This window comes from Streptomyces sp. NPDC007205 (genome assembly GCF_040634095.1).
GTDB lineage: Bacteria > Actinomycetota > Actinomycetes > Streptomycetales > Streptomycetaceae > Streptomyces.
Genome location: NZ_JBEYEW010000003.1, coordinates 303,126 through 325,351 on the forward strand (window position 1 = coordinate 303,126; position 22,226 = coordinate 325,351).

22 protein-coding genes and 1 riboswitch are annotated in these 22,226 nt (G+C 71.0%); of the genes, 12 read left to right on the plus strand and 10 right to left on the minus strand.

Features of this window, described 5'->3' with window-relative positions; all coding sequences use genetic code 11:
* The first annotated feature begins 9 nt into the window (after positions 1–9).
* Entirely contained in the window at positions 10–1,413 is a 1,404-nt protein-coding gene (locus ABZ624_RS07800; protein ID WP_360083728.1) for a PTS transporter subunit EIIC, read from the plus strand.
* A gap of 202 nt (positions 1,414–1,615) precedes the next feature.
* Complete coding sequence (locus tag ABZ624_RS07805) at positions 1,616–2,185, plus strand: hypothetical protein (RefSeq protein WP_360083730.1); 570 nt, start codon at positions 1,616–1,618, stop codon at positions 2,183–2,185.
* 49 nt (positions 2,186–2,234) lie between these two features.
* Here ABZ624_RS07805 and ABZ624_RS07810 read toward each other — a convergent pair whose 3' ends face one another.
* Together ABZ624_RS07810 and ABZ624_RS07815 are read right to left on the minus strand one after the other, a co-directional pair.
* Positions 2,235–3,359, minus strand: a complete 1,125-nt coding sequence (locus tag ABZ624_RS07810) for an NADH:flavin oxidoreductase (RefSeq protein WP_360083732.1) — start codon at positions 3,357–3,359, stop codon at positions 2,235–2,237.
* A 116-nt stretch (positions 3,360–3,475) separates the two neighbouring features.
* Positions 3,476–3,895: a hypothetical protein gene (locus ABZ624_RS07815; RefSeq protein WP_360083734.1), complete on the minus strand. Its 420-nt coding sequence runs from the start codon at positions 3,893–3,895 to the stop codon at positions 3,476–3,478.
* Positions 3,896–4,009: 114 nt separating this feature from the next.
* On the opposite strand from ABZ624_RS07815, the gene ABZ624_RS07820 reads away from it, so the two are divergent.
* The 5 genes from ABZ624_RS07820 (at position 4,010) to ABZ624_RS07840 (ending at position 8,295) form a co-directional block, all read left to right on the plus strand.
* Positions 4,010–4,849: a helix-turn-helix transcriptional regulator gene (locus ABZ624_RS07820; RefSeq protein WP_360083736.1), complete on the plus strand. Its 840-nt coding sequence runs from the start codon at positions 4,010–4,012 to the stop codon at positions 4,847–4,849.
* Positions 4,833–5,033 (plus strand): DUF397 domain-containing protein, encoded by a 201-nt coding sequence (locus tag ABZ624_RS07825; RefSeq protein ID WP_360083738.1) that lies wholly within the window; start codon positions 4,833–4,835, stop codon positions 5,031–5,033. Before ABZ624_RS07820 ends, ABZ624_RS07825 begins: the two co-directional genes overlap by 17 nt.
* A 250-nt stretch (positions 5,034–5,283) precedes the next feature.
* Positions 5,284–6,108 (plus strand): hypothetical protein, encoded by an 825-nt coding sequence (locus ABZ624_RS07830; protein ID WP_360084073.1) that lies wholly within the window; start codon positions 5,284–5,286, stop codon positions 6,106–6,108.
* Positions 6,109–6,167: 59 nt separating this feature from the next.
* Positions 6,168–6,848, plus strand: coding sequence for a Uma2 family endonuclease (locus ABZ624_RS07835; RefSeq protein ID WP_360083740.1), 681 nt, complete (start codon positions 6,168–6,170; stop codon positions 6,846–6,848).
* An 85-nt stretch (positions 6,849–6,933) separates the two neighbouring features.
* Positions 6,934–8,295, plus strand: coding sequence for an MFS transporter (locus ABZ624_RS07840; RefSeq protein WP_360083742.1), 1,362 nt, complete (start codon positions 6,934–6,936; stop codon positions 8,293–8,295).
* 38 nt (positions 8,296–8,333) lie between these two features.
* On the opposite strand, the gene groL is transcribed toward ABZ624_RS07840, so the two are convergent.
* The 4 genes from groL to thrC all read right to left on the minus strand — a co-directional run bounded on the left by groL (position 8,334) and on the right by thrC (position 12,436).
* Positions 8,334–9,956 carry a chaperonin GroEL gene (groL, locus tag ABZ624_RS07845; protein ID WP_184965634.1) on the minus strand — a complete coding sequence of 541 codons (1,623 nt, stop codon included), beginning with the start codon at positions 9,954–9,956 and terminating at the stop codon, positions 8,334–8,336.
* Between the two features lie 288 nt (positions 9,957–10,244).
* Positions 10,245–10,448 (minus strand): cold-shock protein, encoded by a 204-nt coding sequence (locus ABZ624_RS07850; RefSeq protein WP_004929928.1) that lies wholly within the window; start codon positions 10,446–10,448, stop codon positions 10,245–10,247.
* Positions 10,449–10,880: 432 nt separating this feature from the next.
* Positions 10,881–11,156, minus strand: coding sequence for a MoaD/ThiS family protein (locus ABZ624_RS07855; RefSeq protein ID WP_360083744.1), 276 nt, complete (start codon positions 11,154–11,156; stop codon positions 10,881–10,883).
* Complete coding sequence (gene thrC / locus ABZ624_RS07860) at positions 11,153–12,436, minus strand: threonine synthase (protein ID WP_360083746.1); 1,284 nt, start codon at positions 12,434–12,436, stop codon at positions 11,153–11,155. The genes ABZ624_RS07855 and thrC overlap by 4 nt, the downstream gene beginning before the upstream one ends.
* A 17-nt stretch (positions 12,437–12,453) precedes the next feature.
* A riboswitch (SAM riboswitch) is annotated at positions 12,454–12,601 on the minus strand.
* A 129-nt stretch (positions 12,602–12,730) separates the two neighbouring features.
* Here thrC and ABZ624_RS07865 point away from each other — a divergent pair.
* Together ABZ624_RS07865 and ABZ624_RS07870 are read left to right on the plus strand one after the other, a co-directional pair.
* The gene (locus ABZ624_RS07865; RefSeq protein ID WP_360083748.1) at positions 12,731–13,675 is read left to right on the plus strand and encodes a glucosyl-3-phosphoglycerate synthase; all 945 of its coding nucleotides are present in this window, start codon (positions 12,731–12,733) and stop codon (positions 13,673–13,675) included.
* Positions 13,676–13,749: 74 nt separating this feature from the next.
* Entirely contained in the window at positions 13,750–15,189 is a 1,440-nt protein-coding gene (locus ABZ624_RS07870) for a trehalose-6-phosphate synthase (protein WP_360083750.1), read from the plus strand.
* Here the strand turns inward: ABZ624_RS07870 and otsB are convergent.
* The 3 genes from otsB to ABZ624_RS07885 form a co-directional block, all read right to left on the minus strand.
* Complete coding sequence (gene otsB / locus ABZ624_RS07875; RefSeq protein WP_360083752.1) at positions 15,177–16,010, minus strand: trehalose-phosphatase; 834 nt, start codon at positions 16,008–16,010, stop codon at positions 15,177–15,179. The genes ABZ624_RS07870 and otsB overlap by 13 nt on opposite strands.
* A 166-nt stretch (positions 16,011–16,176) precedes the next feature.
* Positions 16,177–16,401 carry a DUF3263 domain-containing protein gene (locus tag ABZ624_RS07880; protein ID WP_360083754.1) on the minus strand — a complete coding sequence of 75 codons (225 nt, stop codon included), beginning with the start codon at positions 16,399–16,401 and terminating at the stop codon, positions 16,177–16,179.
* Positions 16,402–16,436: 35 nt separating this feature from the next.
* On the minus strand, positions 16,437–17,690 hold the full coding sequence (locus tag ABZ624_RS07885) for an extracellular solute-binding protein (protein WP_360083756.1): 1,254 nt from the start codon (positions 17,688–17,690) through the stop codon (positions 16,437–16,439).
* Between the two features lie 142 nt (positions 17,691–17,832).
* Between ABZ624_RS07885 and ABZ624_RS07890 the strand changes: the two genes are divergently transcribed.
* The 3 genes from ABZ624_RS07890 to ABZ624_RS07900 all read left to right on the plus strand — a co-directional run bounded on the left by ABZ624_RS07890 (position 17,833) and on the right by ABZ624_RS07900 (position 21,025).
* Entirely contained in the window at positions 17,833–18,822 is a 990-nt protein-coding gene (locus ABZ624_RS07890) for an ROK family protein (protein ID WP_360084075.1), read from the plus strand.
* Complete coding sequence (gene nagA / locus ABZ624_RS07895) at positions 18,822–19,964, plus strand: N-acetylglucosamine-6-phosphate deacetylase (RefSeq protein ID WP_360083758.1); 1,143 nt, start codon at positions 18,822–18,824, stop codon at positions 19,962–19,964. Before ABZ624_RS07890 ends, nagA begins: the two co-directional genes overlap by 1 nt.
* 131 nt (positions 19,965–20,095) lie before the next feature.
* Positions 20,096–21,025, plus strand: a complete 930-nt coding sequence (locus ABZ624_RS07900) for a 1-phosphofructokinase family hexose kinase (RefSeq protein ID WP_360083760.1) — start codon at positions 20,096–20,098, stop codon at positions 21,023–21,025.
* Between the two features lie 198 nt (positions 21,026–21,223).
* Here the strand turns inward: ABZ624_RS07900 and ABZ624_RS07905 are convergent, their stop codons facing one another.
* A complete protein-coding gene (locus ABZ624_RS07905; RefSeq protein ID WP_360083762.1) occupies positions 21,224–22,159 on the minus strand; it encodes a CBM35 domain-containing protein in 936 nt (311 codons plus the stop codon).
* Positions 22,160–22,226: the final 67 nt, after the last annotated feature.

Genomic DNA, 22,226 nt, shown 5'->3' on the forward strand with positions numbered 1-22,226 from the left:
GCTCGGGGCGTGCGCAACGACCCCGCCTCCGCCGCGACCGCCCTCCTGACCCGGGTGGGCGGCCCGGCCAACGTCACCTCCGTGGCCCACTGCATGACCCGCCTCCGGCTGACCCTCGCCGACCCGGCGGCGGCGAACGAGGCGGAGCTGCGCGCCCTGCCCGGTGTCCTCGGAGTGGTGTCCGACGGCCCCGTCTGCCAGATCGTGCTCGGCCCCGGGGTGGTCGACGAGGTCACGAGGGAGGTGGAGGCACAGGTCACCGCGGGGCGACCGGCGGGCGGCGGGGCCCGGTCGGCAGAGGACGGGGCGCGGTGGAAGGAGGAGCTGCGGCGGCGGAACGCCACCCCGTTCAAGACCGCCCTGCGGCGCGTCGCGAACGTCTTCGTGCCGCTCATCCCCGCCCTGATCGGCTGCGGTGTCCTCGCCGGGCTGAACGGCCTGCTGGTGAACGCCGGCTGGCTGCCCGGCCTGACGCCCGCGCTGGCCGCCGTCGCCTCCGCCTTCCTGGCCCTGATCGCCGTGTTCGTCGGCCACAACACGGCCCGGGAGTTCGGCGGCACACCCGTGCTCGGCGCCGCGGTCGCCGCCGTCGTCGTCTATCCGGGCGTGGCGAAGGTGACGGCGTTCGGGACACACCTGGCACCCGGGCAGGGCGGGGTGCTCGGCGCGCTCATGGCGGCGCTGCTGGCGACGCGGGTGGAGAAGTGGTGCCGGGGCAGGGTCCCCGGAGCCCTGGACGTCCTGCTCACCCCCACGGTCACCGTGCTCGTCCCCGGCCTGGTGACGCTGTACGGCCTGATGTACGCGGCCGGTGCGGTGGCGTCGGCGATCGGCACGGCGGCGAACTGGCTCCTCGCGACCGCCGGAGCCGTCGCCGGACTCGTCCTGGGCGGCCTCTTCCTCCCCCTGGTCATGCTGGGCCTGCACCAGGCCCTCATTCCCATCCACACCACCCTCATCGAACAGCAGGGCTACACCGTCCTGCTCCCCCTGCTGGCCATGGCGGGCGCCGGCCAGGTGGGCGCGGCGCTCGCGGTGTACGTCCGCCTGCGCCATGACGTCTCCCTGCGCACGACGATCCGCTCGGCGCTCCCGGCCGGGCTGCTGGGCGTCGGCGAGCCCCTGATCTACGGCGTCTCGCTCCCCCTCGGCCGGCCCTTCCTGACGGCCTGCGCGGGCGGCGCGGCGGGCGGGGCGTTCGTCGGGTTCTTCGCGATGCTCGGCAGCCGGGTGGGAGCGACGGCGATCGGACCGTCGGGCTGGGCCCTGTTCCCGCTGCTGACGGGAAACCGGGGCCCGGCGGTCGCGGCGGCGATCTACGCGGGCGGACTCCTGACCGGATACGCGGTCGGCTTCGCGGCGACGTACCTCTTCGGCTTCCCCCGCCGACGCCGGCCGACCACACCCGCGTGAGCCCCGGCCGCTGCCGGCCCAGGGTGCAGCGCCAGATGAGCCGCCGCCGGAAACGGCCCCCGGAAGCAGCCGGCGGGCCTCCCGGCCGACCTCGTACACCCTGGAGGAGGCAACGCCATGACCGGGGCGCTACCGTCGAGCTGCCGCCCCCGGTCGGCATCACACCGGACACCGAGAAACTGAAGGGCTACACGGACCGACCATGAACCACGCCCAGCTCGCCGCTCTCGGACGGGCCCTCCGGTTGCTCGGGGAGCACGGCGAGGCGGTGACCGCCGATACGCCGGACGCCCGGCTGCACGAGATCAAGGCAGATCTGCGCAGGGCGCTCGACCTGCTGGACGAGAGTGTCTCCTCCAGCGCGCCGAGCACCCGGTGCCCCGAGCACCCGCAAGGGCCCGTCGACGAGAGCGCGCCCGATCTGTGTCTGCTCTGTGAGACCCGGCGGCGCGCTGCTCGGCGGTCGGAGTTCCAGGGCCGGCCCGGTCCGGCGCAGCCGGTGCCGACCGCACCCTCTCGGTACGGCGTGCGCGCCGACCGGCCGCAGCCGCAGCAGCGCTGGCTGCCGGAGGCGTGGAACGGGCAGGAGTGGCAGCTGTGCGGGACGCCGCGCAGGGACCGGCGCGAGGCCGAGGCGTATCTCGCCGCCCAGCGGCGAGGATCGCGGCCCGCGATGGCGTACCGGCTCGTGCACGAGTTCACCGACTATGAGGTGCTACGGGTGTGGGGCACACCCGTGCACGTCGACATCGAGCCCATGGGCAACCTGTAGGCGTCAGGTCAGCAAGGGCAACGGCGGGAAAGTCCTATCCCTCCCGTGTTCAGCTGAGCGTCTTCATCGAGGCCGCGTCGTACGGCTTCAGCTCGTCGAAGCGGTCGGCGAGCACCTTGGCCGCCCACTCCGGGTCCTGGAGCAGCGCGCGGCCCACCGCGACCATGTCGAACTCGTCGGCCTCCAGACGGTCGAGGAGGTTGTCGATGCCCTTGACCGGGGAGCCCTCGCCCCGGAAAGCGTTGACGAAGTCGCCGTCGAGGCCGACCGAGCCGACGCTGATGACCTGCTTGCCGGTGAGCTTCTTCGTCCAGCCGGCCAGGTTCAGGTCCGAGCCGTCGAACTCCGGCAGCCAGTAGCGGCGGGTGGAGGCGTGGAAGACGTCGACGCCGGCCGCGGCGAGCGGGGTCAGGATGGCCTCCAGCTCCTCCGGGGTCTCGGCGAGCCGGGCGGTGTAGTCCTGCTGCTTCCACTGCGAGTAGCGGAAGAGGATCGGGAAGTCGGCGGAGACCGCCTCGCGGACCGCGGCGACGATCTCCGCGGAGAACTTCGTACGGGCCACCGGGTCGCCGCCGTAGGCGTCCGTGCGCCGGTTGGTGCCCTCCCACAGGAACTGGTCCAGGAGGTAGCCGTGGGCGCCGTGGAGCTCCACGCCGTCGAAGCCGATGCGCTCGGCGTCGGCGGCGGCCTCGGCGAACGCCCCGATCACGTCGTCCAGGTCCTTCTGGGTCATCGCCTTGCCCGTGGGCTCGGCGCCCGCGGTGACCAGGCCGGAAGGGCCGACGGCCGGGGCGTCCGGGAACGGGGCGTCGCCCTGGTTGCGGACCATGCCGATGTGCCACAGCTGCGGCACGATGGTGCCGCCCGCCGCGTGCACGTCCTCGGCGACCTTCGCCCAGCCCGCGAGCTGCTCCGCACCGTGGAACCGCGGCACCCGGTCGCTCTGGCCGGCCGACTCGTGGCCGACGTAGGTCCCCTCGGTGACGATGAGCCCGACACCGGCGGCGGCGCGGCGCGCGTAGTAGGAGCGCACATCCTCACCGGGGATGCCGCCCGGGGAGAACATGCGGGTCATCGGCGCCATCACGATCCGGTTCGGCACGGTGAGACCGTTGAGCGCGATCGGGCGGGACAGGATCTGGGCCGCGCGGGAGGCGGACGTCGTGACGGTCACGTGAGGGGCTCCTCGTGAAAGGCAGGGTTAACCGGTCGGTATGTGAGCACGCATTGTTGCAGCTTCTTAAGTAATCACCTAGGCGCTGCTCCGCATTCCGCCCCCGCCGAAGCCCTTCACGTGACACCACTCACACTGTTCCGGTTCAGTCGCCGCACCCGCTCCCGCAGCACCTCCCCCGGCGGCGCCGGCTCGACCGACTCCGGCGGGCAGTCCCACTCCCGCCCACCCCCGACGGGCCGCAACTGCACGCGGCCGCCCACCCGCCCCATCACCTCACCGAGCCGCCCGCTGCGCGCGTCGACGGCGTACTCCGGCACCCGGCCCAGCGCGGCCGCCAGCCGGGAGGCCACGCCGAGATTGCAGCGGCCCAGGTCGACCAGGGCGTACGGGTCCTCGTCCGAGACGCTCAGCGGGTCGACCCGCAGCGACGGCAGGACGACGCCGACCCCGCGCAAGGCCGCGCGCAGCCGCTCGACGGCTTCCTCGGCCGTCCGGGCGGGCCGCTCATCGGCGTTCATTTCCTTCGCTTCCATTGCGCCAATTCCTCCACGCTGAGTGTTGCCGTTCACCACACAGCGTGGCCGTCGGCGTCCTAACTGGCCAGACACGGCGTCCCAACAGCACTGTTTGTAGGACGAGGAGTTGCCATGCCGGGACCGAAGGACCTCGACCCGTCGTCATCGCCACGCGCCTTGCTGGGGGCGGAGTTACGGCATGCCCGCGAGCGGAGGAGCCTGAGCCAGGAGCAGCTGGGTCAACGGCTGTTCATCAGCGGCTCGTTCATCGGGCAGCTGGAGGCGGGCACGCGGCGGATGCAGCTGGAGTATGCGCGGATGCTGGATGAGGTTCTGGAGACGGGTGGATTCTTCGCGCGGAACTACAAGGCAGCAGCCAAGTCGCGATATCAGGAGCACTTCGCGGAGGTGGCGGAGTCGGAGACCGACGCCACGGCGATCAGGCAGTACGCCCCGCTGCTCATCCCCGGGCTCTTGCAGACGCCCGCCTACGCAAGGGCCGTGAACCACGCGTACGACCCGACGGCACCGGAGGAGATCATCCAGGAGTGGGTGGACAACCGGATGGCGCGGGCCCGTCTACTCGCCCATCCAACAAAGCCGTTGTTGTGGGTGGTGCTTGACGAGGCGGCGTTGCGCCGAGAGGCAGGCGGCAGGGCGGTGATGGCAGAGGCGCTGCTCCACGTCGCCGGTCTGGCCCGGCGGGGCCGGGTCATCATGCAGGTGCTGCCGCTCAGCGCGGGTGCGCACACCGCGATGGAGGGCGCCCTGAAGCTGATGGACTTCGAGGACGCTCCTCCGCTCGCCTGCCTGGAAGGAGTCCGCACGGGACGACTGGAGGACGACCCGGCCACCGTCACCCAACTGAGGTTCGTGTTCGACCTCCTCGTGGCCTCCGCGCTCTCACAGGCGAAGTCCCTGGCCCTGGTCGAGGCGTTGGCGGAGGATTACGCCCATGAGGCACATCCCTGACCCAGATCTGAGCGCGGCCGCATGGATCAAGTCGAGCTACAGCGGCAACGCCGACAACTGCCTGGAAGTCGCCGACGGCCATTCCACGCTCGTCCCCGTCCGAGACTCCAAGGCCCCCCACGGCCCGAAGCTCGTGTTCCGGTCGCAGGCGTGGTCGGCGTTCGTCGCGAACCTCAAGCTTTGAGCTTCGAGCCCTCTTTGCAAGGAATGGGTGGAGGGCCCAACCCACCCGCCCACCCTGAGAGTTGACCTCACGCATTCGACTTGCCACGCACAGTCACGAGGCTCTAGCGTGCCCGCATAACGAACAGCCCCCGCCAGGTGCGGGAACACCTGCGGGGGCTTGACCAACGAGATCGATTACGAGGCTCGATCCCATGGCTGTAGCCAACTTTAGCCCTGCCCTCCTGCCCGCGCACGCGTCCCCGCACCCGATGGCCAATCCGGGTTACGGAAAGCGTTCCGCGCCCGACCAACGCACCCGCACCAACCACGACTTCACGCACCTCCCGCCCCGCGAAGCAGCCATCGCCGCCTACCTCGACCGCCTCCCCGACGGCGCCGACATCTCGGTGAAAACGCTGGCCAAGCAGCTTCCCTACGGCCAGTGCGCCCTGCGTACGGCCCTCAACCGGCTCCAGGCGGCCGGCCACTTGAGGCGAGGCCGGGAGCGGTTGGAGACCGACTCCGGCGGCTCACGCTGGATCACCCGATCGTGGTGGTCCCGTACCGCACGCGACGACGCCTGGTGGGCGGCGTTCACGCGCGGAGACGTACCGGAGGAGCCGCACCCACCCGAACGACCGGGCCCCACCCGCTCCCGCGCCCACATCCTCCTCGCCGCCCTGGGCCGCACGGCCCCTGTCCTGTCCCTCTCCGCCGCCGACTGCGCCACGCTCGCCCCGCTGCTGACGGAGTGGTTCGCGCGCGGGGCCACCGACGAGGCCGTACTTCGCGCGCTGACCGAGGGCCTGCCGACGCCGGTCCACCACCCGGCCGCACTGGTCCGCCGCCGCCTCATCGACAAGATCCCACCGGAACCGGTCCCCCGCCCAGCGCCCCGCCGGGTCCTGGAGTGCGCGGAGTGCGGGGTGCCGGGGCGGCCGGAAGCACTGCCGGGAGGCGTGTGCGGCGGCTGCCGGGGCGAACGCGCCCCCGCGCACCCAGGTGCGCCCCTGCCCGCCACCGCGGTCCACGCCCGCGCGGGCGAGATCCGGGCTGCGATGTCCCTACGCCGACAAGAGAGGACACCCACATGACCGCCCCTACGGTCCGGCGAGACCACCCCGGGGCACGATGGAAGGGAGGAGGCGACGCGATGACCCCTGACACCGAAGAACGCCCGCAGATGTCCGTCGAAGACTTCGAGGAACTCGCCCGCAGGGCTCCGAGGGAGCTGCGCAACCGGCTGGAGTTCCTCGGCGGGCGCCTGTGCGTTCGACACGGGCCCCTCGACGTCGAGGAGTTCGAGGAGCTGGAGGCCTCAGCCCCCGAAACCGTGCGGCTGGAATACGTCAACGGAAAGGTAGTAGTCAAGGCCATGCCGGACGGCAACCACGGCGAAATCTTCATGTGGCTGCTCCGTCAGTGCATGCAGCAGCGCCCCGAGCTGAACCTCATGCCCGAACGGGGCGTGAAGGCCGAGGCCTATCGCAAGGGTCGTGCCCGCACGGACGGCTTCCTCGCGCCGGAGGGCCACTTCAGGGGGCACGGCGAGTGGTCGGACACCGACGGCGCCCTCATGGCCGTGGAAATCACCTCCCATGACCGCGACACCGACGAGCGCGACCGCATCGACAAGCCCATCGGTTACGCCGGGGCCGAGATCCCCGTCTACCTCCTCATCGACCGCGATCACCACACGCTCACGGTCTTCAGCGAACCCAAGGACGGCCGCTACCAGCAGTCCTCGTCCCATCCCTGGGGCGCCACCGTCGTACTCCCCTCCCCCGTCGACATCACGCTGGACACCGAGAAACTGAAGGACTACGCCGACTGACCCGTCCCGCTGCCCCTCGTCCGGTCTATCGATATCAAGTATCTTGACATCGAGATTATCGCGACGGTGGAAACGGGGGCTGGCCATGCGACGGGCCGGAAGCGGCAAGAACGGCGGGGACGGGCTGATAGCGCAGCTGCGGCGGCCGCCCGGCGGTCGGGACGCGCGGATCATGCTGCTCGCGCAGTGCGTGGACCGGACCGGTACGGGCGTGTGGGCCGCGGCCTCCGTGCTCTACTTCACCTTTGTGAGCGGGCTGGACGCCGGCCGACTCGGGCTGCTGCTGGGGGTGGGCGCAGTCGCCGGGATCGCCGGGTCGCCGCTCGCCGGGCGGGCTGCCGAGCGGCTGCCCGTACGCCACCTCCTGATCGGCTGCCATCTGCTGCGCCTGGGGACGATGGTCCTGCTGCTGGTCGCCGACGACCTCGCCACCCTGCTCCCCGTGGTCGCCCTCACCAGCCTGGGAGAGCGAGCGGCCAAGACGCTGGAGATGCTCTTCGCCACCCGGGCCGCGGGTGAGCGGCGGGCCACCTACCAAGCGCTGTTCCGCAGCGTGGCCAACGCCGGTTACGCCGTCGGCGCGGGCATCGCCGCGCTCGGCCTCGGCGTGGGCACCCCGAACGCCTACCGCGCGCTGATCCTGGCCAACGCGCTCTCCTACCTCCTGGCCGCCGCGCTGGTCTGGCGGACCCGCGAGCCGGCAGGTCACGGCCTGGTCGTGGCGCACAGCAACCACGCCGACGACAGCACCTGCGACGGACCAGGGACCCCCGCCCCCGCCCTCACCCCCTGGCGTGACCGCGGCTACCTGCTCTTCGTCCTGCTCGACATCCCGATGAACCTGGACGACTCCGTCCTCAACGTCGGGCTGCCGCTGTGGCTGGTGCACCACACCAGCGCGCCGCACGCGGTCGTCCCCGCCTTCCTGGTGGTCAACACCGTGCTGGTCGTGGTCCTGCAACTCCGGGTCTCGGCATGGGCCGAAGGCCCGCGCAGGGCGGCTGCGGCAGTGGGCTGGTACGGCATGACGCTGCTCGCCTGCTGCCTCGTGCTGGCGACCGCCACCGGCGGCACGGCCTGGCCGGCCTCCCTCGCCATGCTCGCGGCCGCGCTGCTGGTCACCCTGGCCGAACTGCTGCGCTCGGTGAGTTCCTGGGAGCTGGCGGTCGTCCTGGCGCCGCCGCGTGCCCGCGCCTCCTATCTGGGCGTGGCCGGGATGGCGCAGTCGGTGCAGAAGTCGGTGGGGCCGCTGCTGCTGACCGGCGCGGTGATGACGGCCGGTCCGGCGGGCTGGCTGGCGCTCGGTGCAGCCGTCACCGGGCTGAGCGTGGTGCAGCGGCAGGCCAGCCTGCGGCGGCTGACGGCTCTCACCGCGCCCGCGAGCGGCTCCCGGACACGCCCGAGGGCGGCACTCCCTGCCACTGACAGGGAGTGCCGCCCTCGGTAAGGACGTTGATCAACCGGAGGCCGGAGCCCCGAGGCCGATCAGAAGTCCATGTCACCGCCCGGCATGCCGCCACCGGCCGGCGCGGCGGCCTTCTCCGGCTTGTCGGCGATGACGGCCTCGGTGGTGAGGAACAGCGCGGCGATGGAGGCGGCGTTCTGCAGCGCGGAACGGGTCACCTTCGCCGGGTCGATGATGCCCTCGGCGACCAGGTCGACGTACTCGCCGGTCGCGGCGTTCAGGCCGTGGCCCGGGGTCAGGTTGCGCACCTTCTCCACCACGACACCGCCCTCGAGGCCGGCGTTGACGGCGATCTGCTTCAGCGGGGCCTCGAGCGCGATGCGCACGGCGTTGGCGCCGGTCGCCTCGTCACCCTCGAGCTCCAGCTTCTCGAAGACCTGGGAGGCCTGCAGCAGGGCCACGCCACCACCGGCGACGATGCCCTCCTCGACGGCCGCCTTGGCGTTGCGGACGGCGTCCTCGATGCGGTGCTTGCGCTCCTTGAGCTCCACCTCGGTGGCGGCACCGGCCTTGATGACCGCGACGCCGCCGGCGAGCTTCGCCAGGCGCTCCTGCAGCTTCTCGCGGTCGTAGTCCGAGTCGCTGTTCTCGATCTCGGCGCGGATCTGGTTCACCCGGCCGTTGACCTGGTCCGAGGAGCCGGCACCGTCGACGATGGTGGTCTCGTCCTTGGTGATGACGACCTTGCGGGCGCGGCCCAGGAGGTCCAGGGTCGCGTTCTCCAGCTTGAGGCCGACCTCCTCGGAGATGACCTCGCCGCCCGTGAGGATGGCGATGTCGCCGAGCATGGCCTTGCGGCGGTCGCCGAAGCCCGGGGCCTTGACGGCGACGGACTTGAAGGTGCCGCGGATCTTGTTGACGACCAGGGTCGACAGGGCCTCGCCCTCGACGTCCTCGGCGATGATCAGCAGCGGCTTGCCCGACTGCATGACCTTCTCCAGGAGCGGGAGCAGGTCCTTGACGGAGCCGATCTTGGAGTTGGCGATGAGGATGTACGGGTCCTCGAGCGACGCCTCCATGCGCTCCATGTCGGTCGCGAAGTAGGCGGAGATGTAGCCCTTGTCGAAGCGCATGCCCTCGGTGAGCTCGAGCTCCAGGCCGAAGGTGTTGCTCTCCTCGACGGTGATGACGCCTTCCTTGCCGACCTTGTCCATGGCCTCGGCGATCAGCTCGCCGATCTGGGTGTCGGCGGCGGAGATGGACGCGGTGGAGGCGATCTGCTCCTTGGTCTCGACGTCCTTCGCCTGCTCCAGCAGGGCGGCGGAGACGGCCTCGACGGCCTTCTCGATACCGCGCTTCAAGGCCATCGGGTTGGCGCCGGCGGCGACGTTGCGCAGGCCTTCCTTGACGAGGGCCTGGGCGAGGACGGTCGCGGTGGTCGTACCGTCACCGGCGACGTCGTCCGTCTTCTTGGCGACTTCCTTGACCAGCTCGGCGCCGATCTTCTCGTACGGGTCCTCGAGCTCGATCTCCTTGGCGATGGAGACACCATCGTTGGTGATCGTGGGGGCGCCCCACTTCTTCTCGAGGACGACGTTGCGGCCCTTGGGGCCGAGCGTCACCTTGACGGCGTCCGCGAGCTGGTTCATGCCGCGCTCGAGGCCGCGCCGCGCCTCCTCGTCGAACGCGATGATCTTGGCCATGTGAAGTGGTCCCTCCAGGACTGGGGGTGATTCCTTCGGACCGCGCCCGCGCCCGCGACGGACGGCTCGCCGGCCCCGTGGTTCCTTGCCCCACCTGGCCTGCGGGCCTCACCGACCCGGTCCTTCTTTGTCACTCTCACCTTCAGAGTGCTAACGCCAATGATTAGCACTCGGCATGGTCGAGTGCAAGCGGCTCAGCCGGATCAGCCCGGTGCGAACAGGGGCAGCCCGGACACGCCGAAGGGCCCGCACCCTGTGCGAGGTGCGGGCCCTTCGTGCGAAAACCGTTCAGGCGCTGAGGCGAACCATGTCGGCCTGCGGGCCCTTCTGGCCCTGCGAGATCTCGAACTCCACCCGCTGGCCCTCTTCCAGGGTGCGGTAGCCGTCCATCTGAATGGCGCTGTAGTGGACGAAGACGTCCGCACCACCGTCGACCGCGATGAAGCCGTACCCCTTCTCCGCGTTGAACCACTTGACGGTGCCCTGAGCCATGCCTAACTCCCCTATTACTGGCCCTTGCACAGATCCACACTTCGCGGACCCGGGTCAGACCTCACCCCCCAATCGGTCGGGGGCGTGCGCCGGAACGCGTCGACCGCGGCTGAATGTATCTGTCCAACTGCCGTCTGCAACAGGTCAATCGGACGAGAATTCTGGACGCGAGGGGTCCGGAATGTGGTGAGAATTCACCCTACTTCGGAGCAAGTCGGGCCCCGTAAACGTTACAAAAGCCGCATAAAGCCCTCGCATTTTGGCTGCTTCTTGCGGGGTGTGCGGCATGAAATCCAGGGCCCACGGCCGGGGAACCGTGACCAGGTTCCCCAACTGTACCGTGCTCAATCACGCAGAATTGCCCCCTCCGCTTCTCTCACGGAGGAGGCAATTCCATGAACAATGGGTAACTGAAGTTACCCAAGGTAACGATCAGCCGCCGGCGACCGCCGGAATGATGGAGACACCGGCGCCGTCCGGGGTGGCGGTCTCAAGGCCCTGCTCGAAGCGGACGTCGTCGTCGTTGACGTAGACGTTCACGAACCGGCGCAGCTTGCCCTGGTCGTCCAGGACGCGGGCGGCGATCCCGGTGTGGTTCTTCTCCAGGTCCTCGATGACCTCGGCGAGGGTCGTGCCCTCGGCCGCGACCTCGGCCCGGCCGCCGGTGTAGGTGCGCAGGATGGTGGGGATGCGAACGGTCACGCTCATGCGAGGCCAGCCTCTCGGAAGGAGTCCAGGGTCGGACGGATGGTGGCGGTGAGACCGGTCCCGGCCACCGCGTCGAGGGTCTTCAGGCCGTCGCCGGTGTTGAGGACCACCGTGGTCTTCGCCGGGTCCAGGGCGCCGTCCTTGAGCAGCTTGCGGGTGACGCCGACGGTCACCCCGCCCGCCGTCTCCGCGAAGATGCCCTCGGTGCGGGCCAGCAGCTTGATCGCGTCGACGACTTGCTCGTCCGTGACGTCCTCCACGGCACCGCCGGTGCGCCGGGCGATGTCCAGGACGTAGGGCCCGTCGGCCGGGTTGCCGATGGCGAGGGACTTGGCGATGGTGTTCGGCTTCTGCGGCCGTACGACGTCGTGCCCGGCCTTGAAGGCGGTGGACACCGGCGAGCAGCCCTCGGCCTGTGCACCGAAGATCTTGTAGGGCCTGTCCTCGACCAGACCGAGCCTGATCAGTTCCTGCAGACCCTTGTCGATCTTCGTGAGCTGGGATCCGGAGGCGATCGGGACCACGATCTGGTCGGGCAGCCGCCAGCCGAGCTGCTCGCAGATCTCGTACGCCAGGGTCTTGGAGCCCTCCGCGTAATACGGCCGCAGGTTGACGTTGACAAAGCCCCAGCCCTCGCCGGCCGGGTCGCCGATCAGCTCGGAGCAGAAGCGGTTCACGTCGTCGTAGTTGCCCTCGATGCCGACCAGCTCGCCGCCGTAGACCGCGGCCATGACGACCTTGCCCTGCTCCAGGTCGTGCGGGATGAACACGCAGGAGCGGAAGCCGGCCCGGGCGGCGGCGGCGCCGACGGCACCGGCCAGGTTGCCGGTGGAGGAGCAGGAGAGCGTCGTGAAGCCGAAGGCGCGGGCGGCCTCCAGGGCCTGGGCGACGACACGGTCCTTGAAGGAGTGCGTCGGGTTGCCGGAGTCGTCCTTCACGAACAGGCCGCCGGTGACGCCGAGTTCGGCGGCGAGGTTGTCGGCCTTGACGAGCTTGGTCCAGCCGGGGTTCAGGTTCGGCTTGTCGGCCACGTCGGCCGGGACGGGCAGCAGCGGCGCGTACCGCCAGATGTTCGCGGGGCCGGCCTCGATACGGCGGCGCAGCTCTTCGGTGTCGTAGCCGGAGAAGTCGTAGGAGATCTCCAGTGGGCCGAAACACTCCTCGCAGGCGAACACCGGGCCGAGCGGGACGCGGTGACCGCACTCGCGACAGCTCAGGGCCGCGGCGGGACCGAGGTCGACGGTGGAACTGCTGGAGCTTGCAACTGTCTGCACAGCCATGGAGGCGAGGCCCTTTCTCCTCATCTTCCTCACGACGCATCTCGCCGTGAGACGGATTTGGCACCTTCCCTAGCCGGGAGCCTCGCCACATCAATGTGACAAGAACCGGCTGGAGGGTTGCCGGGGCTTCATCGGGCCGTGTCCCTCTGCCCCTCTGGATGAGCGGTATTCGGTTGTGGACGCCCGGGACCCCCGACATGCGATGGTCACCGGCGTTGCTCAAGACTGTAACCGAAGGCCAGGACAGTTGAGATAGTCGTCCGAACCGCGAGACAACGTGAGGAGCCACAGACCGTGCTGGAAGAAGTCGAGCGCTGGCTGGCCACCCGCTCCTGGTCCGTGACCGATCGCCCTCTCCACCGGATCCTGTCCGCCAAACAGCGCACGGGCCAGACGATCAGCGTCGTGCTGCCCGCGCTCAACGAGGAGGAGACGGTCGGCGACATCGTCGCGGTCATCCGTCACGACCTCACGGAGCAGGTGCCGCTCGTCGACGAGATCGTCGTCGTCGACTCCGGCTCCACCGACCGCACCTCCGAGGTCGCCGCCGCCGCGGGCGCCCGGGTCGTCCACCGCGACGAGATCCTGCCCCGCCTCCCCGCCGTCCCCGGAAAGGGTGAAGTGCTCTGGCGCTCCCTGCTGGTCACCGGCGGGGACATCCTCTGTTTCATCGACGCCGACCTGAGGGAGTTCTCCCCCGACTTCGTCTCCGGAATCGTCGGCCCGCTGCTCACCGAGCCGGACGTGGACCTGGTCAAGGCGATGTACGACCGCCCGCTCGGCGGCGCCGCCGGGCAGGGCGGCCGGGTCACCGAGCTGATGGCCCGCCCGCTGCTGAACATGCACTGGCCGCAGCTGGCCGGATTCGTGCAGCCGCTCGGCGGGGAGTACGCGGCCCGCCGCTCACTGCTGGAGCAGCTGCCGTTCCCCGTCGGCTACGGCGTGGAGCTGGGCATGCTGGTCGACGCACTGCACCTGGTGGGGCTGGACGCGCTGGCCCAGGTCGATGTCGGGGTCCGCAAGCACCGGCACCAGGACGGACAGGCGCTGGGCCGGATGGCGGCGGCGATCTACCGCACGGCCCAGCTGAGGCTGGCCCGCGGTCATCTGATCCGCCCCTCCCTCACCCAGTTCGAGCGGGGCGAGGACGGCTTCGAGCCGCGCACCTACTCGGTGGACACCGAGGAACGGCCGCCGATGGCGGAGATCGCGGAGTACGCCGAACGCAAGGTGGCGTGAACCCGTCGTATACGGCTGCATGCCGGGCGTAGCCGTACGTTTGAGCGTTTCCGGGCCGGGCTAGGTTGAGGACCATGGCTGCCACGCAGGGTGCTGAGGTACTGGTCGCGTCCAATCGCGGCCCGGTTTCGTACACGGTGTACGCCGACGAGGGGGCCGGCTCGCTGCATGCCAGGCGGGGCGGCGGCGGGCTGGTCTCGGGGCTGTCGGCCATCGGCTCGGACGCGGGCTCGGTGTGGGTGTGCGCCGCGCTCGGCGACGGCGACCGGGAGGCCGTACGGCGTGCGGACGGCGGGCTGCTGCCGGCCGAGGACACCGGCGGGCAGCGTGTGCGGATGCTCGACATCGACCCGGCCGTGCACGCGGACGCCTACAACGGCATCGCCAACTCGGTGCTCTGGTTCGTCCACCACATGCTGTACCAGACCCCGCTGGAGCCGGTCTTCGACACGGAGTTCCGGCGGCAGTGGGCGTCGTACGAGGCCTACAACCGGGCGTTCGCCGAGGCGCTGGCCCAGGAGGCGGCCGAGGGGGCGGCGGTGCTGGTGCAGGACTACCACCTGTGCCTGGTGCCCGGGATGCTCCGTGACCTCCGCCCCGATCTGCGGATCGGTCACTTCTCGCACACGCCGTGGGCGCCGCGGGAGTACTTCGCGCTGCTCCCGGACGACATCCGCGAACAGCTCATGGCCGGCATGCTCGCGGCGGACCGGGTGGCGTTCCTGACGCGGCGCTGGGCGGACGCGTTCCGGGACTGCGCGCAGGCGGTCCTGGCGTCCGGGATCCCCGCGGACACGCGGATCGGGGTGCACGGGCTGGGGGCGGACGGGGAATTCCTGCGCAGGCGTGCGCACGAGCCGGACGTCGAGGAGCGGATGGCGGCACTGCGGGAGGAGATCGGCGAGGGCCGCAGGACCGTCGTCCGGGTCGACCGCACCGAGCTGTCGAAGAACATCGTGCGGGGGCTGCTGGCGTACCGGCAGCTCCTGGAGGACCACCCCGAGTGGCGTGAGCGGGTGGTGCACCTCGCGTTCGCGTATCCGTCGCGGCAGGACCTCGCCGTGTACCGCGACTACACCGCCGGGGTGCAGCGGGTGGCCGAGGAGATCAACTCCGCCTACGGCACGCCGGGCTGGACCCCGGTCGTGCTGCACGTCAAGGACGACTTCGCGCGCTCCCTGGCCGCCTACCGGCTCGCCGACGTGGCCCTGGTCAACCCCATCCGGGACGGCATGAACCTGGTCGCCAAGGAGATCCCGGTCGTCTCCGACCGGGGCTGTGCGCTGGTGCTGTCCCGGGAGGCCGGGGCCTACGAGGAACTGCGCGCCGACGCGCTCGTGGTGAACCCCTATGACGTGCTGCAGACCGCGCGGGTCCTGCACGAGGCGCTGTCCCTGCCGGACGGGGAGCGGGCGGAGCGGTCGAAGCGGCTGGCTGCCGCCGCCACCGCGTTGCCGCCCGCCCAGTGGTTCCTCCAGCAGCTGCGGGCGCTCGAAGAGCTTCAGCCCAGCTGAGCCGCCAGCGTCCGCAGCAGGTGGACGACGCCGGCCGGGCCGTCCACGACCAGGTCCGCCCGTTCCGCCAGTTCCGTGACCTCCGTGCTGCCGCTGCAGACCAGGACGCCGGGGATGCCGTCGGAGCGGAGTTCCTCGACGGCCGCGAAGGCGGGGAGGTCACCGAGGTCGTCACCGGCGTAGAGGACCGACTCGGCGCCGGTCTTGCGGACGTACTCGCCGAGCGCCACGCCCTTGTCCATGCCCGGCGGGCGCAGTTCCAGGACCATCCGGCCGGGTTCGACGATCAGCCCGTGGCGGGTGGCGAGGTCGGTGAGGGGGCCGCGCAGCGCCTCGAACGCGGCCTGCGGATCGTCGGCGCGGCGGGTGTGCACGGCGACCGCCCGGCCCTTCTCCTCGATCCACGTGCCGTGCCAGGCTCCATTGCGGTCCAGTACGCCCGGCAGTTCGGCGCGGGCCGCCGCGACACCGGGGTGCGGGGCCGGGGCGGTGACAGTGCCGGTGACCGCGTCCCAGCGTTCGGCGCCGTAGTGGCCGAGGACGGTCAGGTGCTCCAGGCCGGGGACGCCGGCGAAGCCGCCGTACCGGACCGCGACCCCGGCCGGGCGGCCGGTGATCACGGCGATGGAGGCCACCTTCGGGGCGAGCGCGGCGAGCGCCGGTACGGCCTCGGGGTGGGCGCGGGCCTGTTCGGGGTCGGCGACGATGGGGGCGAGGGTGCCGTCGAAGTCGAGACCGACGATCGCTGCGGTGGGCTTCGCCAGGAAGGCGGCCAATCCGTCCCGGCCGGGCTGGGTCTGCGGGGTGGGCAGAGGGTCCATACCCCGACAGTATCCAGCGCGGGCCGTGGTCACGCCTGGCGCTCCGCCCCACACCCCGCCAGGGGCTCCGCCCCTGGACCCCGCCTCGCCCACCCACCACCCGACTCGTTCGGCTGAACGGGCGCCCGCCAGGCCGGCAGCAGCGGCGGGCACCCGCGTACCGGGGTCAGCGCTCCGAGCGGCGGGACTCTCGTACCCTCCTCAGGCGGTTCACCGTCACCGGATCCAGCGCCAGTGCTCTCTCGTCGTCCAGCAACGCATTCAGCAGCTGGTAGTAGCGGACCGGGGACAGGCCCAGTTCCTCGCGTATCGCCCGCTCCTTCGCGCCGGGGCCGGAGAAGCCGCGGCGCTCCAGCGCGAGGATTGATTGTTCGCGGTGGCCGAGTTCCATGCCCGTCACCGTAGCGCCGGGCACGGACAACCGGCTCAGCTCGCGTCGCCGCTGTCGGCCGCGGTCGCCGTCGCCTGGAGGCGGGACAGGACAGCGGAGGGACTGCCGCCGGGGGCGACGGCCTGGCCGATGTTCTGCTTCACGGCCGCGCTGACCGCCGCCCAGGAGGTCTTGCCGACGGGGTACAGCTCGGAGGTGGGCAGCTGCTCCAGGAAGGGGTGCAGGGCCTGGTCGGCCGGGGAGTCCGAGTCGCTCATGGTGTTGGAGGCCGAGCCGGTGACCGGGAGCAGGCCGTACTCGCGGGAGAACGCGAGGACGTTCTTCTCGCTGTAGACGAAGTTGAGGAAGTCGCCTGTCTGCTCGGCGTGCCCGTTCTGCTTGAAGGCCATCATCCAGTCGGTGACGCCCATGGAGGCCCTGGACTTGCCGGTGCGGCCCGGCATCGGCACCATGCCGAACTTCACGCCCTTCTTCTCGGCCTGCTGGATCAGCGTGGGGTGTCCGTTGAGCATGCCGACCTGGCCGTCGGCGAAGGCGGCGAAGGCGTCCGCGCGGTTGAGCTTGCCGGGCGCGACCGGGCCGGTCAGGCCCTTGCCGACCAGCTCGTCCCTGAGCCAGGTGAAGGTGTTGACGTTCGGCGCGGAGTCGATGGTGTAGGTGCCGATGTCATCGGTGTAGCCGGTGCCGCCGTTGCCCCCGCTGAGCAGCCACTGCATGGTCTCGGCCTGGGCCTCCTCGGGGCCGAGCGGCAGCGCGACGGGGTACTTCACGCCCTTGGCCTTGAGCGCCCTGGCGTCGGCGGCCAGCTCGTCCCAGGTGGTGGGCGGGGTGATGCCGGCCTTGGTGAACAGGGTCTTGTTGTAGAAGAGCACGCGCGTGGAGCCGGCGAAGGGGATGCCGTACTGCGTGTGGTTCCACTGGCCGGCGTCGGAGAGCTGGGAGAGGAAGTCCGCCTGGGTGCGGATGGAGAGCAGCTCGGAGGCCGGGTAGAGCTTGCCCGCGGCCGCGTAGTCGGCGTAGGCGCCGATCTGGGCCAGGTCGGGGGCGTGGCCCGCGGCGACCATGTTCTTGACCTTGGCGTCGACGTCGTTCCAGGAGTACACGCTGACGTCGACCTTCACGCCGGGGTGCTTGGACTCGTACTCCTTGACCAGGGCGTCCCAGTACTTCTTGGAACTGTGGGCGGCCGAGTCGCCGTAGTCGGCGGCGACCAGTCTCAGGGTGACGTCGGAGGAGCCCGTGCTCCCGCAGCCGCTGAGAACCGCCGTCATGCCCAGTGCGGACACCACCGCGATCGTTCCTGCCGTACGCCGACGCACCGTAAAAGCCCCAACCCTGCTGTCTGACCGTTCAATATATGGATAGACAAGGTCTACACCACGTAAGTGGACTAGACCTCTTGCGGGTGCGAGGTTCACACTAGGGGCCGTGGTGAGACATGTCATCGCCCTGGACGTGGGCGGTACCGGAATGAAGGCCGCCCTCGTCGGCGCCGGCACGGCGTCTTGCGGGGGGCCACCCCCCGGAACCCCCGCGCTGCTCCACCGCGCCCGACGCGCCACCGGACGCGAACGCGGACCGGACGCGGTGGTCGCGACGATCCTCGACTTCGCCGCCGAGCTGCACACCTACGGCGTGGAACGCTACGGCGAGGCCGCCGCCGCTGTCGGCATCGCCGTCCCCGGCATCGTCGACGAGGAGCAGGGCGTCGCCGCGTACGCCGCCAACCTCGGCTGGCGGGACGTACCCCTGCGCGCGCTGCTCGCACAGCGGCTCGGCGTCCCCGTCGCCCTCGGCCACGACGTACGCACCGGCGGCCTCGCCGAGGGCCGGATCGGCGCGGGCCGGGGCGCCGACCGGTTCCTGTTCGTGCCGCTCGGCACCGGGATCGCGGGCGCCATCGGCATCGACGGCCGGGTGGAGGCGGGCGCGCACGGTTTCGCCGGCGAGATCGGCCACATCGTCGTACGGCCCGGCGGGATCTCGTGTCCCTGCGGACAGCACGGCTGCCTGGAGCGGTACGCCTCCGCGTCCGCCGTCAGCGAGGCCTGGGCGGCGGCCTGCGGCGACCCGGACGCGGACGCCGCCGACTGCGCCAAGGCCGTCGCGTCCGGTGACCCGAACGCCGTCCGAATCTGGCAGCAGGCGGTCGACGCGCTCGCCGACGGCCTGGTCACCGCGCTCACCCTGCTGGACCCGCGCACCCTGATCATCGGTGGCGGTCTCGCCGAGGCGGGGGAAGTGTTGTTCCAGCCGCTGCGGGACGCCGTCCGGCGGCGGGTCACCTTCCAGAAACTCCCGACGATCGTGCCCGCGGCCCTGGGTGACACCGCCGGGTGCCTGGGCGCGGGGCTGCTGGCGCAGGACCTGCTGGACTCCACCGACCTCGACCCCACCGACCCCTCGGAGGTAACCGCCTGATGGCTCCCAGCTTGGTTCTCGCAGGTGCTCGGGTGGTGCTGCCCGGCGGAGTGGTGGACGACGGCCGTGTCTCCGTGCAGGGCACGAAGATCACGGCCGCCGCTCCCGGGAACGCCGAGGTGATCGACGTGACCGGCCACTGGCTGGTCCCCGGCTTCGTCGACATCCACAACCACGGCGGCGGCGGGGCCTCCTTCTCCGGTACGGCCGATGACGTACTGCACGCCATCCGTACACACCGTCTGCACGGCACCACCACCCTCGTCGCCTCGACCGTCACCGACGAGATGGACCTGCTGGTGACGCAGGCCGGGCTGCTGAGCGAGCTGGCCGAGCAGGGAGAGATCGCCGGTATCCACTTCGAGGGGCCGTTCATCTCGCCGTGCCGCAAGGGCGCGCACTCCGAGGGGCTGCTGCGCGACCCGGACCCGGCCGAGGTGCGCAAGCTGATCGACGCGGCACGCGGCAGGGCGACGATGGTCACCCTCGCCACCGAGCTGCCGGGCGGCATCGACTCCGTACGCCTCCTCGCCGAGCACGGCGTGATCGCCGCCGTCGGCCACACGGACGCGACCTACGAGCAGACGGTCCAGGCCATCGACGCGGGCGCCACGGTCGCCACCCACCTCTTCAACGCGATGCCCCCGCTGGGCCACCGCGCGCCCGGCCCGATCGCCGCCCTGCTGGAGGACGAGCGGGTCACGGTCGAGCTGATCAACGACGGCGTACACCTCCACCCCGCCGCCCTGGAGCTGGCCTTCCACCACGCGGGCGCCTCCCGCGTCGCCTTCATCACGGACGCGATGGACGCGGCCGGCGCCGGCGACGGCCGCTATCTGCTCGGCCCGCTGGAGGTCGAGGTCAGCGAGGGCGTGGCCCGGCTGGTGGAGGGCGGCTCGATCGCGGGCTCGACGCTCACCCTGGACCGGGCGTTCCAGCGGGCGGTGACCGTCGACAAGCTGTCGGTGCAGGACGCGGTGACGGCGCTGTCGGTGAACCCCGCCCGTCTGCTCGGCCTCTCCGACCGCATCGGCTCCCTGGAGCCCGGCAAGGACGCGGACCTGGTCCTGCTGGACGCCAACTTCGACGTGAAGGGCGTGATGCGCCGGGGCGAGTGGGTGGTCGCTCCCCAACTGGCCTGATCTGCCCGTCTTTTCCCTTGAGGGCGGCCGACTCGTGACTGGGCCGGCCGCCGTCTCTTTGGCATGATCGGGCCCCGGAAACCGATGACAGGCGCGATGGCAGCCGCTGGACTCGAGGGAGGTCGACCCGGGTGATCCTCACGGTCACGCTGAACACCGCTCTCGACCTCACCTATCGGGTGCGGTCGCTACGGCCGCACGCCTCGCACCGGGTCTCGGAGGTCATCGAACGGCCGGGCGGCAAGGGCGTGAACGTGGCCCGCGTACTGGCCGCCCTCGGCCACGAGGTGACGGTCACGGGCTTCACGGGCGGCGCGACAGGCCGGTCGATACGCGACCGGCTGACGGATGTACCCCGGCTGACGGACGCGCTGGTCCCGGTCGCCGGTGCGACCCGGCGCACGATCGCGATCGTGGACGAACTCTCGGGTGACACGACCCAGCTGAACGAGCCGGGCCCGCACATCGCGCCGGCCGAGTGGGGCGCGTTCCTGGACCGCTACGAGGAACTGCTGCCGTCCGTCTCGGCAGTTGCCCTGTGCGGCAGCCTGCCGCCTGGCGTCCCGGTCGGCGCGTACGCGAACCTGGTCCGGTCGGCACGTTCCGCAGGCGTCCTGGTCCTCCTCGACACGAGCGGCGAACCCCTGCGCCGCGGGGTGGCCGCCCGCCCCGACCTCATCAAGCCGAACACCGACGAACTGGCCGAACTGACCGGCTCACACGAACCGTTGCGCGCCACTCAGGATGCACGGCGGCGTGGGGCGCAGGCGGTGGTGGCCTCCCTCGGCGCCCAGGGCCTGCTGGCCGTCACCCCCGAGGGCCGCTGGCGCGCCACCCCACCGGCCCGCGTGCGCGGCAACCCCACCGGCGCGGGCGACTCGGCCGTGGCAGGCCTGCTCTCGGGCCTGCTGGAGAATCTTCCCTGGCCGGAGCGGCTGGCCCGCGCGGTCGCGCTGTCGGCGGCGACGGTACGGGCTCCGGCCGCCGGCGAGTTCGACCCTGCGGTGTACGAGGAGCTGCGGGGGCGGGTGACGGTGACCGGGGTGGTCAGCGCGGCGTGACACCCGAAGTCGAGCAGCGGAGCGATCGCGAGATCGGTAGATCCGTGCCACTCCCGGCACGGAAGGGCCTGGCCGTGGTCACCGACCCTGATGCCCCGTCCGGGGGCCCTTCCGGGTGGCCGTCCTCTGTGTCGAAGGCGGACGCCGCCGGCAGCCAACAGCTCCGGCGGCCGCGAGGTTGGGATACGACTGCGGAACTCAGCCGCTGTAATTGACCCAGCCGTTGACCAGCCACATCTGATCGATGAGGGCGTCGCACTGGTTGCCCTGTTCGCACGAGAGCTTGATGGTGTTCGTGCCCTTGTTGAGCTGGATCCAGTTGTAGGTCTTCGTCCAGCCCTTCTCATAGTCGCCCTCGGCGGCGTGCGCCCAGTTGTTCAGGCCGACGGGCCTCTCGGAAGCCGTGCCGTTGACCGTGAGGGTGGCAGTGGCGTCCTTGCCTGGGACGCTGTAACCGACGTACACGCTGTACTTGCCGGACTTGGGGATGCCGTTGACGGTCCAGGTGACCGAGGCTCCGACCTGGTTGAAGCCGGTCACGTAGCTGCCACCTTTGGCCTGCGCCCCCTTGGTAGTCGACGCTGTCGTCACACCGGGCCCGAGCTGCAGCGCGCTCGCGTCCGTCTTCGGCAGCTCCCCCGGCGCCGTAGAGCTGCTGCCGGACGGGCTGGGCGCGTGGCTCTGGGACTGGGTCGGGGGCGTGCCCGCCTGGTTGGCTTTCTTCTTGTCGTCGTTGCCGTTGAGCATCGCGGCGCCGATGCCGACGACGACCGCGGCGACCACCGCGATCGCGCCGATCAGCAGGCCCTTGGTGTTGGGGCCGCGGCGGCTGGGGGCGGGCTGGGTCTGCGGGCGGCCGGGCGGCGGGGTGCCGCCGGGGAGGGTTTCCGGGGCCTGGTAGTAGGCGTTCGGCCGGCCGGGGGCGCCCTGCTGCTGCGGCACGGCCGGCTGGCCGTACTGCGGCGGCTGCTGGCCGTACTGCCGCTCACCGACCGTACGCACCCTGCTGACCGAGTTCGGGTAGCCGTAACCGCCGGACGGCGGCTGGGCTCCTCTGGCCTGGCCGTCGGCATACAGGTAGCCGAACGGGTCGTCGTCCTCGGGCGTGCTCGGGCCGTTTTCGCCGGGCGTCATCCCTTGGTCTCCTCAGCGGGTGCGGGCGGATGCGATACGGGGTATGGAACAGCGAGCCTACCCGCTC